The sequence below is a fragment of the Cellulomonas sp. genome, assembly GCF_017744555.1.
GTDB lineage: Bacteria > Actinomycetota > Actinomycetes > Actinomycetales > Cellulomonadaceae > Cellulomonas.
Window position 1 is genome coordinate 1 of the sequence record NZ_JAGIBD010000051.1, and the last position, 13,079, is coordinate 13,079.

General features: G+C 75.3%; 11 protein-coding genes and 1 pseudogene. 11 read left to right on the plus strand and 1 reads right to left on the minus strand.

Translation table 11 applies throughout. The annotated features are described in order from the left end of the window. Positions 1-18: 18 nt before the first annotated feature. Positions 19-390: a hypothetical protein gene (locus J7523_RS19120; RefSeq protein ID WP_291890225.1), complete on the minus strand. Its 372-nt coding sequence runs from the start codon at positions 388-390 to the stop codon at positions 19-21. Positions 391-1,817: 1,427 nt separating this feature from the next. Between J7523_RS19120 and J7523_RS19125 the strand changes: the two genes are divergently transcribed. The 11 genes and pseudogenes from J7523_RS19125 to J7523_RS19175 all read left to right on the plus strand — a co-directional run. After that, positions 1,818-2,636 carry a hypothetical protein gene (locus tag J7523_RS19125; RefSeq protein ID WP_291890227.1) on the plus strand — a complete coding sequence of 273 codons (819 nt, stop codon included), beginning with the start codon at positions 1,818-1,820 and terminating at the stop codon, positions 2,634-2,636. Continuing rightward, entirely contained in the window at positions 2,633-3,673 is a 1,041-nt protein-coding gene (locus J7523_RS19130; protein ID WP_291890228.1) for an HAD-IIA family hydrolase, read from the plus strand. Before J7523_RS19125 ends, J7523_RS19130 begins: the two co-directional genes overlap by 4 nt. 213 nt (positions 3,674-3,886) lie before the next feature. Continuing rightward, entirely contained in the window at positions 3,887-4,147 is a 261-nt protein-coding gene (locus J7523_RS19135; RefSeq protein ID WP_291890230.1) for a hypothetical protein, read from the plus strand. After that, positions 4,144-5,043, plus strand: coding sequence for a TlyA family RNA methyltransferase (locus J7523_RS19140; RefSeq protein ID WP_291890232.1), 900 nt, complete (start codon positions 4,144-4,146; stop codon positions 5,041-5,043). Before J7523_RS19135 ends, J7523_RS19140 begins: the two co-directional genes overlap by 4 nt. Further along, on the plus strand, positions 5,040-5,924 hold the full coding sequence (locus tag J7523_RS19145; protein WP_291890233.1) for an NAD kinase: 885 nt from the start codon (positions 5,040-5,042) through the stop codon (positions 5,922-5,924). Before J7523_RS19140 ends, J7523_RS19145 begins: the two co-directional genes overlap by 4 nt. After that, positions 5,921-7,660: a DNA repair protein RecN gene (gene recN, locus J7523_RS19150; RefSeq protein ID WP_291890235.1), complete on the plus strand. Its 1,740-nt coding sequence runs from the start codon at positions 5,921-5,923 to the stop codon at positions 7,658-7,660. The genes J7523_RS19145 and recN overlap by 4 nt, the downstream gene beginning before the upstream one ends. 6 nt (positions 7,661-7,666) lie before the next feature. After that, entirely contained in the window at positions 7,667-8,854 is a 1,188-nt protein-coding gene (gene steA / locus J7523_RS19155) for a putative cytokinetic ring protein SteA (RefSeq protein WP_291890237.1), read from the plus strand. A 76-nt stretch (positions 8,855-8,930) separates the two neighbouring features. Next, entirely contained in the window at positions 8,931-9,953 is a 1,023-nt protein-coding gene (locus J7523_RS19160) for a copper transporter (protein WP_291890239.1), read from the plus strand. Beyond that, complete coding sequence (locus tag J7523_RS19165) at positions 9,950-10,927, plus strand: hypothetical protein (RefSeq protein ID WP_291890241.1); 978 nt, start codon at positions 9,950-9,952, stop codon at positions 10,925-10,927. Before J7523_RS19160 ends, J7523_RS19165 begins: the two co-directional genes overlap by 4 nt. Then, positions 10,924-12,594, plus strand: a complete 1,671-nt coding sequence (locus J7523_RS19170) for a lipid II flippase MurJ (protein WP_291890243.1) — start codon at positions 10,924-10,926, stop codon at positions 12,592-12,594. Before J7523_RS19165 ends, J7523_RS19170 begins: the two co-directional genes overlap by 4 nt. A gap of 101 nt (positions 12,595-12,695) precedes the next feature. Continuing rightward, a pseudogene (locus tag J7523_RS19175) lies at positions 12,696-13,079 on the plus strand (CTP synthase); the annotation flags it as partial.

Sequence of the window (13,079 nt, forward strand, 5' to 3'; positions counted from 1 at the left end):
GACAGCCACCCTGCACGCCTACCTCGGCGCGCTGCCCGATCCCGATCGCAGCCGCACCGGAATCTCGAATGCCCGCGGCGGCGATTCGCGGTCCAGCGCGTGCGGTGGATCGTTCTCGATGCGCATGCCGCGCAGGCCGGTCAGCCCGCGCAGCAGCGCGTCGTCGGCAGGCGTTCCCGGCCCGCCACCGGACCAGTACGCGTCGGCGCGGCTGCGATCGGGATCGGGCAGCGCGCCGAGGTAGGCGTGCAGGGTGGAGGCAGCGAGCGTGGCCGCCTCCGCGTTCGCACGGGCCTGCGCGGCGTCGCGTGCGGCATCTGCCGGTGTGGTCAGGGCGACCCTCGCAGGGCGGGCCGTGGGTCGGGGTTCGGGTGCCCGGGATGAGAGCATGGAACGTTGGTCAGGTCGAGGAGAGCAGTCACACGATGAACAGCGACAACGGCGCGGGGCGCACCCCCGACCGACGGCATGCCGGCGACAGCGGTCGCGGCCCGGGTCCGGGCGGTCGGGGTGAAGGGCGCGCCGGGGAGGGCCGTTCGTCGAGGAGCTCGGGTGGGGGCCTTCCGCGCACCGGCGGGAAGGACTCCGGGCGCGGACGTCAGGGACCGCCTCCCGCGTGGGTGCGGGACGCCCGCGGCCAGGGACGCGGCGAGGCCGACGACCGCCGTGGGTACGGTGCGTCGCGGTCGGGTCGTGACGGCGCTGGGGCGTCGGAGCGCGGAGGCCGTGACGGAGCAAGTCGCTCCGGCGCAGGACGGTCCTCGTCGCAGGGCCGCGGCGCGGCCGGGTCGTGGTCCGGCGAGCGCGGCCGGCCTCAGGGGGGCGGGCCTGGCGGTCCGGGTGCCCCGCGAGGCGGCTATGCCGGCGGGCGTTCGTCCGAGGATCGCGGTGACCGACCCTATGGCGGGCGTGGCGACCGGGGGCCTCGGTCCGAGTACCCGCGGGACGACCGCGGCGGCGCGAGCCGTGGGTCTGGCCCCTCGTCGCGATCGACCTGGTCCGGCGATCGTGCTGGTCGGCCCACCTCGGCCGGTGGCCGATCGAGCTGGTCGTCCCGTGACGACGCTTCCGGTGGCCAGCGTGGCGGGTACGCGCCCCGCGACGGTGGTGGCGACCGTCCGCCGTACGGCGGTCCGCGGTCGGGTGGAGCCGGTGGCCCCCGTCGTGACGAGCGAGGTGCTCGCCCGCCGTACGGGAGGCGTGACGACGGCGGTCGCCCGTCGTACGGTCCGCGTGCCGAGGGCGCACCTGGTGCGTCGCCCTCTCGCGGCGGCCGTGACCAGGGCGGAGCGCCGAACGTGCGTCGCGACGAGCGTGCCGGTGGCACCGGTTCCCGTCCGCACGACGAGCACGGGGCACGTCCGTCCTACCCGCGCCGTGACGACCGAGGCCACGGCCCGTCGTCGGGCGGTCGGCCCGCGTTCGGTGGTGCTGGCTACCGGTCGCGTGACGAGCGTGGCGGCGGTGCGCCGTCCGGGCGGTCCGAGCGGCCCTCCGGTCCGCGTCGGGAGGGACCGGGCGCGGAGCGCTCGGGCTACCGACAGCGCGACGACCAGGGCACTCGTTCGTCGTACCCGCGGCGAGACGACCGCGGTGTCGCGTCGGGTCGGGCTCGCCGAGAGGGCGGCGCCGCTGGTCCCGGGGAGCAGCGGCATGACGCGCCTGACGGTCGTCCGACCGGGCGCCGCTCGACGGACCGTCCGCCCTTCGCTCGTCGGGACTCGGACCGTCCGCGGCCGGACCACCGTGGCGGCCCTCGTGACGACGTCCGGGGTGATCGCGAGGTGCGCGCGACGCGCCCGCCGCAGGATCAGCGTGTGGCGGGGCCGGAGATCCCCGACGACGTCGTCTTCGGTGACCTCGACCGCGCGGTGCGGGGGCGTCTGCGCACGCTCAGCAAGGACAACGCGGACGGGGTCGGCCGTCATCTGGTGATGGTCGGTCGGCTGCTCGACCAGGACCCCGAGCTCGCGTACGAGCACGCGCAGGCGGCCGTCCGTCGCGCGGGTCGCGTCGACGTGGTCCGCGAGGCGGCGGGTCTTGCTGCCTATCGGACGGGTCGCTACGCGGAGGCACTGCGGGAGCTGCGCACGGTGCGTCGGCTCAACGGGTCGTCCGAGCACCTGCCGGTGATGGCGGACTGCGAGCGCGGCCTCGGGCGTCCCGAGCGTGCGCTCGCGCTCGCGCAGGAGCCGGAGGCGGCGTCGCTCGACGCGGACGCGCAGATCGAGCTCGCGATGGTCGTCAGCGGGGCGCGGCTCGACCTCGGTCAGGCCGAGGCGGCCGTCGCGGCGCTGTCGACGCCTGCCGTGCGTGCGTCGCGCGGCGTCCTTGCCGTGCGCGTGGCTCAGGCCCGGGCCGCTGCGCTCGAGGCCGCGGGTCGGGCGGACGACGCCGCGGCCGAGCTGGCGGGCTACAGCGCCGCCGAGCTCGCTTCGGCGGCCGGGGACGTCGAGGAGGAGGACGAGGTCGTCGTCTTCGACCTCGACGAGGCAGACGACGAGGCGGGCGACGACGAGTCCGCCGAAGAGGCGGGCGACGACGAGGCCGAGCACGGCGAGGCGGCGGACGGCGCGGACGCGACCGGCGACGCCCAGGGCCACATTGCGGACGCCGCGCAGGAGGGTGACGCGTGAGCGCCGGTCTGGAAGGGTCGTCGACGCCGCTCGCCGACCGGTTCGACCTGGCGCTCGTCGACCTCGACGGGGTCGCCTACCGCGGCCACGAGCCGATCGACGGGGCGTCCGAGGGCCTGACGACTGCGCGTGACCGAGGCATGCGGCTCGTGTTCGTCACGAACAACGCGTCGCGCGAGCCGGAGTCGGTGGCCGACCAGCTCACCGAGCTGGGCATCCCCACCCGTCCTGCGGAGGTCATGACGGCGGCGCAGGCCGCCGCACAGCTCCTGCGGACGCGTCTGCCGCGCGGTGCGAAAGTGCTGGTGGTCGGCGGAGCCGGGCTCGTCACGGCCGTGCAGCAGGTCGGGTACACGATCGTCGACTCGGCGGACGACGAGCCGGACGCGGTGGCGCAAGGGTTCTCGCCCGATCTCGGGTGGGTGCAGCTGGCGGAGGCCGCGTACGCGGTGCAGCGTGGCGCGTGGCACGTGGCGTCGAACCTCGACCTGAGCCTGCCGACCGCGCGCGGCTTCGCGCCGGGGAACGGCTCGCTCGTCGGCGCCGTGCGGGCCGCCACGGGTGTGGTGCCGGACAGTGCCGGCAAGCCGACGCCCACGATGTACCACATGGCGGTCGAGCGGGCGGGCGCGCGGGAGGCACTCGTCATCGGCGACCGGCTGGACACCGATCTGGCGGGCGCACGCTCGGGTGGGTATCTCGGGCTGCACGTCCTCACAGGTGTCAGCTCGGCACGCGACGACGTCCTCGCCGTCCCCGGCGAACGTCCCCACTTCATCGGCGCCGACCTGCGTTCCCTGCTCGTCGCCCACCCCGAGCCGACGCGCGCCCCCGACGGGTGGTGGTCGGTGCGCGACGCCGCCGCGCGGGTCACCGACGGCCGGCTCGAGCTCGGCCGCACCTCGGGCGACGGCGTCGAGGACCGGCTCGACCGCGTGCGCGCCGCGTGCGCCGCGGCGTGGGCGTTCGTCGACGACGGCGGTGAGCTCGACGCCGGGAGCGTCCCCGAGCTGGACGTGCTGGGGGCGGACGCCTGACGACCCACCTCCGCGCTCGGGCGACTCGCCGGGCCGTTGTGGACGGCGACCGCCGGAGCATGGGTGCCGCCGGGTAGCGTGGGCGCGTCCCGGCGACACCGGCGACGGGGTCCTGCGGGCGTCCCGGCGGTCGGAGCGCACGGGAGGGCCCGGGCAGCGTCGCGTGCGGCGACGTAGCGGCAGGCGCGGGACGACGAGAGACGAGGAGCCACCGTGAGCACGACGTCCGGCACGGACACCGACGCAGGGCGCGACGACGCGATCGCCCGCCCGACGCCGGCCTCGGTGCGCCCCGCCGCGCCGGGCATCGGCGCGGCGTCCGACGGGCCGACGGGCGACCCGTACGTCGACGAGGCCCTCACGCGTCTCGACGGCCTCGCCGACGCGCCGCTGCGTGAGCACGTCGCGGCGTTCGACGCGGTGCACGGCACCCTGCAGGACCGGTTGGCCGACGCGGAGGGCGCGGGCGCGTGACGACACGGCTGGACAGCGAGCTGGTGCACCGCGGGCTCGCACGGTCGCGCCGCCAGGCTGGCGAGCTCATCGCGGCGGGACGGGTGTCGGTGGACGGCAGCCCCGTCCGGCGGAGTGCGGTCCAGGTGTCGTCCGCGCACACGGTCGTCGTGGCCGCGGACGACAGTGACCCGGGGTTTGCCTCGCGTGCGGGGCACAAGCTCGCGGGTGCGCTCGACGCGCTGGGCGCCGACGGTCCTGCGGTGCGCGGGCGGGTGTGCCTGGACGCGGGGGCGAGCACCGGCGGCTTCACGGACGTCCTGCTGCGCCGGGGTGCCCTCCGGGTCGTGGCGGTGGACGTGGGGCACGGCCAGCTGCTCCCCGAGCTCGCCGCTGACGACCGCGTCGACTCGCGCGAAGGCGTGAACGTGCGGGACCTGGTCCGTGGCGACGTCGATCCCGCGCCCGAACTCGTCGTGGCCGACCTGTCGTTCATCTCGTTGACGCTCGTGCTGCCCGCCCTGGCGCAGGTCGCCGGTCCCGGCGCGGACCTGCTCGTCATGGTCAAGCCGCAGTTCGAGGTGGGCCGGGAGCGACTGGGGTCGGGAGGTGTCGTGCGAGATCCGGGGCTGCGCACGGGGGCGGTGGTCGACGTCGCTCGTGCGGCGCACGCGCTGGGCCTGGACGTCCGAGCGGTGCTGCCGAGCGTGCTGCCCGGGCCGAGCGGCAACGTGGAGTACTTCCTGTGGCTGCGCGGCGACGAGCAGGCCGGGCCGGGAGAGCCGGGAGGCGTCGGGCCCGCGAACGACCGGTCCGACGACCCGTGGCTCACGGCGGTCCGGACGGCCGTGGCGTCGGTCGTGGTGGACGGCGCCCCGCTCGCCGTCCCCGGCGCGCGACCGGGCGGTGTCGCGTGACGCGGCGGGCGCTGGTCGTGACGCACCGCGGCCGTGAGGAGGCCGTCGCGGCGACCAAGGAGGCGGTCGAGGAGCTCGAGGCCGCGGGCGTCGAACCCTTCCTGGCCCCCGAGGACGCGACGCCCGAGGACATGCCCGAGCTCGAGCTCGGGATCGTGCTCGGCGGTGACGGCACGATCCTGCGCGCGGCCGAGCTCACGCGCGGCACCTCAGTGCCTCTGCTCGGCGTCAACCTCGGCCACGTCGGCTTCCTCGCCGAGGCGGACCGGGACGACATCGGCGACGCCGTGCGACGGCTCACGTCGGGCGACTTCACGGTCGAGGAGCGCAGCACCCTCGAGGTGCGCGTCCACACGCCCGACGGCGCGGTGTGCTCCGGGTGGGCGCTCAACGAGGCCGCGCTCGAGAAGGTCGACCGCTCGCGCATGCTCGAGGTCATGCTCGAGGTCGACGGTCACCCGCTGTCGTCGTTCGGGTGCGACGGGGTCGTGGCCGCGACCGCGACGGGGTCGACGGCGCACGCGTTCTCCGCGGGCGGGCCGGTCGTGTGGCCGGACGTGGACGGCATGATCCTCGTGCCGCTGTCGGCGCACGCGCTGTTCGCGCGGCCGCTCGTGGTCGGACCGCGCAGCCGGCTGGCACTCGAGGTGCTCGACCGGTCGCCGGCCGCCGGGATCGTGACGTGCGACGGCAGGCGGCGCCTGGAGGTCCCGCGGGGGTCTCGCGTGGAGGTGACACGCAGCAACGTGCCCGTCCGGCTCGCGCGGCTGACACCCGCGCCCTTCACGACCCGGCTCGTGCACAAGTTCGGCCTGCCCGTCGAGGGGTGGCGCGGGCGGCCGCGACGGAACGGCGGACCTGCGACGGAGGGTGCACCGTGATCGAGGAGATCCGGATCCAGAACCTCGGCGTCATCGGGCGCGCCCAGGTCCAGCTCGGGCCGGGCCTGACCGTGCTCACGGGCGAGACGGGTGCCGGAAAGACGATGGTGCTGACGGCGCTGTCGCTGCTGCTGGGCGGCAAGGCCGACCCTGCGACCGTGCGGACGCAGGCCCAAGCCGCGGCGGTCGAGGGGCGCGTCGTCCTGCCCGCGGACGCCCCGGCGCTCGTCCGCGCCGAGGAGGCCGGTGCCGAGCTGGACGACGACGGCAGCCTGCTCCTGGTGCGGACCGTAGGCGCGGGTGGCGACGGCGGCAGCGGTCGCTCGCGCGCGTTCGTCGGGGGCCGCTCGGTGCCGCAGGGCGTGCTCGGCGAGCTCGCCCAGGCGCTCGTGACGGTGCACGGCCAGGCCGACCAGGCGCGGCTGCGTTCGCCCGCCCACCAGCGGGAGGCGCTCGACGCGTTCGTCGGTCCGCAGCACCGGGACACGCTCGCCCGTTACCGGGCCGCGTGGGCGGAGCGTGCTCGGGTGGACGCCGAGCTGACCGAGCTCGTCGAGCGCGCCCAGGACCGGTCGCGCGAGGCGGAGCTCCTGCGGCTCGGGCTCGGCGAGGTCGAGCGGGTCGACCCGCAGCCGGGGGAGGACGTCGCGCTCGCCGAGGAGGCCGAGCGGCTCGCGCACGCGGAGGACCTGCGTGCCGCGGCGTCGGGAGCCCACGCGGCGCTGACCGGCGACGAGGACGGCGGGACGGAGGCCCTGTCGGCCGCGGCCGTCGTCGAGCACGCCCGACGGCTGCTCGACCAGGCAGGCGCGCACGACCCGACGCTCGCCGCGCTCGCGACGCGCGTCGCGGAGGCCGGCTACCTGTTGGCCGACGCGTCGACGGAGCTCGGCGCCTACCTCGAGGACCTGCAGGCGGACCCGCGGCGCCTCGAGGTCGTGCACCAGCGGCGTGCCGAGCTCGGCACCCTGACGCGCAGCTACGGCGCGGACGTCGCGGAGGTCCTCGCCTGGGCGGCCGCGTCGGGTCTGCGGCTGCTCGAGCTCGAGGGCGGCGACCAGCGGATCGAGGAGCTGCGGGGGACGCGGGACGCGCTCGACGCCTCGATCGCCGAGCTCGCGGCCGAGCTGACGCGCGGACGGGCCGACGCCGCGCAGCGGCTCGCCGACGTCGTGTCGCAGGAGCTGACCGGCCTCGCGATGGCCGGCGCACAGCTCCAGGTCGTGGTGGAGCCGGCCGACGCGCCCGGTCCGCACGGCGCGGACCGCGTCGAGATGCTGCTCGTGCCGCACGCCGGCGCACCGGCCAGGCCGCTCGGCAAGGGCGCCTCCGGTGGTGAGCTCTCGCGGGTGATGCTCGCCCTCGAGGTCGCGCTCGCCACGGCGCCGCACGACGACGAGGCGCGTCCCGGCACGTTCGTGTTCGACGAGGTCGACGCGGGAGTCGGCGGTCGAGCGGCGATCGAGATCGGTCGGAGGCTCGCGGAGCTGGCCCGAGGCAGCCAGGTGCTCGTGGTGACGCACCTCGCGCAGGTCGCCGCGTTCGCGGACCGGCACCTCGTGGTGACGAAGTCCACATCCGACGGCGTCGACGTCGTCACGGAGTCGGACGTCCGTCCGGTCGACGGTGAGGACCGCGTGCGTGAGCTGGCGCGGATGCTGTCCGGGCAGGACGACTCGCAGGCGGCGCGCACGCACGCGGCGGAACTGCTCGAGCTCTCGTCCGTGGGACGATGAGCGGCGATGAGAGCTTCCCTGCGTAGACGCACGCCCCTGCCCGAATCCGGAGTCGTCGCCGGACCCGCCCGCGTCGACCCCCGGACCAAGGGGCTGACGAAGCGGCTCCGCCCGGGCGACGTCGCCGTCATCGACCACCTGGACCTCGACCGGGTCTCGGCGGAAGCGCTGGTGGCCTGCCAGCCCGCGGCGGTGCTGAACGCGGCCCGGTCGACGTCGGGGCGGTACCCGAACCTGGGGCCCGAGATCCTCGTCGCGGCCGGCATCCCGCTGGTCGACGACCTGGGTCCGGACGTCATGGCGATCACCGAAGGGCACCGGATCCGCGTCGTCGGCGCGTCCGTGTACGACGGCGAGACGCTGGTCTCCGAGGGTGTCGAGCAGACCCCCGCGACCGTGGCCACGACCATGGAGGAGGCGCGGGCCGGCCTGTCCGTGCAGCTCGAGTCGTTCGCCGCGAACACCATGGACTACCTGCGGCGCGAGCGGGAGCTGTTGCTGGACGGGGTCGGGGTGCCCGACATCACGACGCCGATCGAGGGTCGACAGGTCCTCATCGTCGTCCGCGGCTACCACTACAAGGAGGACCTCGTCACGCTGCGCCCGTACATCCGGGAGTACCGCCCGGTGCTCATCGGGGTCGACGGCGGCGCGGACGCGATCCTCGACGCGGGCTGGAAGCCGGACATGATCGTCGGCGACATGGACTCCGTGTCCGACCGGTCGCTCACGTGCGGCGCGGAGGTCGTCGTGCACGCCTACCGCGACGGTCGCGCGCCCGGGCTCGCCCGGGTGGAGCAGCTCGGCGTCAAGCACGTCGTGTTCCCGGCGACGGGGACCAGCGAGGACGTCGCGATGCTCCTGGCCGACGACAAGGGCGCCGAGCTCATCGTCGCGGTCGGCACGCACGCCACGCTCGTCGAGTTCCTCGACAAGGGCCGGTCGGGCATGGCGAGCACGTTCCTCACGCGGCTCCGCGTGGGCGGCAAGCTGATCGACGCCAAGGGCGTCTCCCGGCTGTACAAGCACCGGATCTCGAACCTGCAGCTCGTGCTGCTCGTGCTCGCCGGGCTTCTCGCGCTCGGCGTCGCGCTGGCGTCGACCGCCGCGGGCCAGACGCTGCTCGGGCTCCTGGGCGCGCGCATCGACGACATGACGTCGTGGGTCCGCGAGCTGTTCGGGGCCGCGCCGTGAGTCCTCACGCCGACCCCCGCCACACGCCCCTGTTCGCGGCGCCGAGCTGCGCCACCCCCGACGGAGACCTCGCACCGTGATCGACTTCAGGTACCACATCGTCTCGCTCATCTCCGTGTTCCTGGCGCTCGCCGTCGGTATCGCGCTCGGCGCCGGCCCGCTCAAGGAGACGATCGGTGACACGCTCACCGGCCAGGTCGAGCAGCTGCGCGCGGAGAAGGACTCGCTGCGCACCCAGCTCGACCAGTCCTCCGGCGACCTCGCCGACACCACCGCGTACGTCGACGCGGCCGCGCCGCAGCTGCTCGCCGGCGCGCTCACGAACCGTCGCGTGGCCGTCGTCGCGCTCGGCCCCGTCGAGGACGACCGCCGCAAGGCCATCGACGACCGTCTCGCGCAGGCGGGCGCCAGCGTGACCGCGCACGTGACGCTCACGGAGTCGTGGACCGACCCGGACGTCGCGAGCTATCGCCAGGCGCTCGTCGGCAACATCCTCACGCTGCTCGACCCGGTCCCGGGCGAGGACGAGGGGGCGCAGACGGACCTCACGTACGCCCTCATCGAGGGCCTCACCGGCGCCGACCCGGCCGCGCCCGACACGCTGACGCTCGACTCGGCGAGCATGCTCGAGGTGCTCAGCGGCGGCGACTCGCCGCTCGTCACGCTGCAGGACCCGGTCGAGGTCCCCGCCGACGCGATCGTCGTCGTCGCACCCGCCGAGCAGAAGGAGTCGGACGCGTCGCCCACGACCGCGGCGGACCACCAGGAGCTCGTGGACGCACAGCTCGGCGTCCTGGCGGCGGCGCAGAAGCTCACGGAGGGCGCCGTGCTCGCGGACGGGGCGCTCGGGGGCAGCCTGACCTCGACGATCCTCGACGACGACGACCTCGCGTCGACCCTCACCACGGTGTCGGAGTCGGAGCAGGTGCCCGGCCAGGTCTCGGTGCCGCTCGCGCTCGCGGCGCGCATCGGCGGTGTGAACGGGCACTACGGCTTCGGCGACGGTCTGACGGTCATCCCCGAGCCCGTGACGCTCCCGCCCGTCGACCGCACCCCGCAGAGCGCGCTGGAGCCGCCGGTGGGCGGGACCCAGGGATGAGCACCCACCCGTTCCGCAAGGTCGCCGCGGCGATCGCGGGCAGCCTCACGACGGGCGTCGTGCGCGGTGTGCTCGACGCGCAGGCGCCCGGGGGACCGGCGCGCTGGACGCGGACGAACCACCGCGGCGAGCCCGTGAGCATGCTCGAGGGCCCCGCGGTGGCCGCGGGCCTGCTCGTCGGGTCGGTCGTCGGCGCCCCGACCGGGCGTGCGGCGGCGGCGATGGGCGTGGCGACGGCGGCGGGTGCGGCCTTCGGGATCGTCGACGACCTGGCAGAGGACGCCGAGGCCAAGCGCAAGGGCCTGCGCGGTCACCTCGGTGCCATGGCGCGCGGCGAGATCACGACCGGTGGGCTCAAGGTGCTGGGCATCGGCGCAGGTGCGCTCGTGGCGGCCGCGATCGCGCTCCCGGGTCGCGACGGCGCCGGCAGGTCGCTGCCGCGCGCCGAGCACCTGTTCGACGTCGTGACCTCCGGCGCGCTGGTCGCGGCGAGCGCGAACCTGCTCAACCTCCTCGACCTGCGTCCCGGTCGGGCGCTCAAGGCGGCGACGATCGTCGCGGCGCCCCTCGCCCTCGGGAACGGGGCAGGTGCCGGTGGGGCGTCGTCGGTGCTCGGTGCGGCCGGCGCCGCGTTCGACCAGGACCTCCACGAGACCGACATGCTGGGGGACGGTGGCGCGAACGCTCTCGGTGCGGCGCTCGGCGCCGCGCTCGTGCTCAGTGCGCCGCGACGGGTCCGGCTCGGGGCGCTGGCCGTCGTGGCCGGGCTGACGATCGCGAGCGAGAAGGTGAGCTTCACGCGCGTCATCGAGCGGACACCCGTGCTGCGCGAGCTCGACGCCCTCGGCCGGCGGCCCGTGCACGTGGCGCCCGCCACCTCGGCGCCCGCGGGCGCGGCGTCCGGCTCGTCGACGTCCGGTGTCCCGTCGGCCGGCGGTCCCACGACCGGTCCTTCGTCGACCGGCGCGGCGTGAGCCCAGCGGTCCGCCGCCTCGTCGGCGGCCTCGGCGGCGCCGCCGCGATGATCGCGGCGATCACCGTGCTGAGCCGGTTGCTCGGGTTCGCGCGGTACCTCGTGCAGGCCCACGTGTTCGGCCCCGGCAGCATCGGCGGCGCCTACAACACGGCCAACATGCTGCCGAACATCCTGTTCGAGGCGGCTGCCGGTGGCGCGCTCGCGGGCGCGCTCGTGCCGCTCCTCGCGCTGCCGGTCTCGCGGGGACTGCGCAAGGACGTCGACGGGATCGCCTCGGCGGCGCTGGGGTGGACGCTCCTGATCCTGGTGCCGCTCGGTGCGCTGCTGGCGGCGGCGAGCGGGTTCATCGCGAGCATCTGGCCGGGCGACCTCGACGCGGCCTTCCGCGACCTGCTGCGGTTCTTCATCGTGGTGTTCGCGGTGCAGATCCCGCTGTACGGCGTCGCCGTGCTGCTGTACGCCGTCCTGCAGGCGCACAAGCGGTTCTTCTGGCCGGCGTTCGCGCCTGTGCTGTCGTCGGTCGTCGTCATCGCGACCTACCTGGTCTACGGGGCCCTGGCGGCCGGCGAGCGGGACGACGCCGCGGCGGTCGGCCCGGGGGCGTTGTCGTTGCTGGCGTGGGGCACGACGCTCGGCGTGGCAGCGATGTGCCTGCCGATGTTCGTGCCGGTGCGCCGGCTCGGCGTGCGGCTGCGACCGACGCTCCGGTTCGCACCGGGGATCGGCCGCCGCCTCGGCTCGCTGGCGTTCGCGGGCGTCGGGTCCGTCGTCGCGCAGCAGCTCGCGATGCTCGTCGTGCTGCTCGTGTCCCCGTGGACGGGCGACAAGGGCACGTTCAGCCTCTACCTGTGGTCGCAGCAGGTGTACCTGCTCCCGTACGCGGTGCTCGTCGTCCCGCTCGCCACGTCGACGTTCCCGCGGCTCGCGGCACGTGCCGCGGCGGGCCGGCACGTCGAGTTCGCGGCCATGGCCTCCGTGACGACCCGGGCGGTCGTCACCGCAGCCGGCGTCGGTGCAGCGGCCGTGGCCGCGGCGGCACCCGCGGTCGCCGAGGTGTTCGGGGCACTCAGCGAGGACCAGGACGCGCTCGCCGCGATGGCGCCGACGATCACGTTGATGCTGCCCGGTCTGCTCGGGTTCTCGGTGATGTTCCACGCGTCGCGCGCGCTGTACGCCCTCGAGCGGGGCCGGCTCGCCGTGACCGCGAACGTCGCCGGCTGGGGGACCTCGGCGGTCGCGTCCGTCGTGTTCGCCGCGCTGCTCGCGCCCGAGGGGAACGACCCGGACCGCACGCTGGTCGCGCTGGCCCTCGCCAGCTCCACCGGCATGCTCGTCGGCGGCATCGCGGCACTGACCGGGCTGCACCGCGCGGCCGGTGCGCAGGCCCTGCACGGGCTCGCCCGGACGGTCGTGGTGGTCGTGACCACGGGTCTCGTGGCGGCCGCGCTGGGTCGCTGGGTCGTCGACACCGTCGGCTCGCTCATCGGCGGGGGTGTCGTGTCGGCGATCGCAGGGGCGGCCGGTGGCGCGCTGGTCGCGGTCGTCGTGGTCGGCGCGGGGATCGCCCTGCTCGACCGCGGCACGGTGACGGGCTTCCTGGGTGTCGAGCGACAGCCGGCGCCCGCGGCGGACGCCCTGCCACCGGTGTCGGACCCGACGGACTGACCGTCGGCACGCGACGAGGCGCATGAACAGGCGCCGACGTGGCGGGACTCACCGCGCCGACCTCTCGGGAGAACGCTCAGCGTCGGGTAGGCTGGAATCCCGTGACAGAGCGCGCGCATCGACTCTCCGGGCGGTCGGACTCCACGACCCGGCACATCTTCGTCACCGGGGGCGTCGCCTCCTCACTCGGCAAGGGCCTGACGGCGAGCAGCCTGGGCCGCCTGCTTCGATCCCGTGGCCTCAAGGTCACGATGCAGAAGCTCGACCCGTACCTCAACGTGGACCCGGGCACCATGAACCCGTTCCAGCACGGCGAGGTGTTCGTCACCGAGGACGGCGCAGAGACGGACCTCGACGTCGGCCACTACGAGCGGTTCCTCGACGTCGACCTGGTCGGCTCCGCCAACGTGACGACCGGGCAGATCTACTCGCAGGTGATCGCCAAGGAGCGGCGCGGCGAGTACCTCGGCGACACCGTCCAGGTG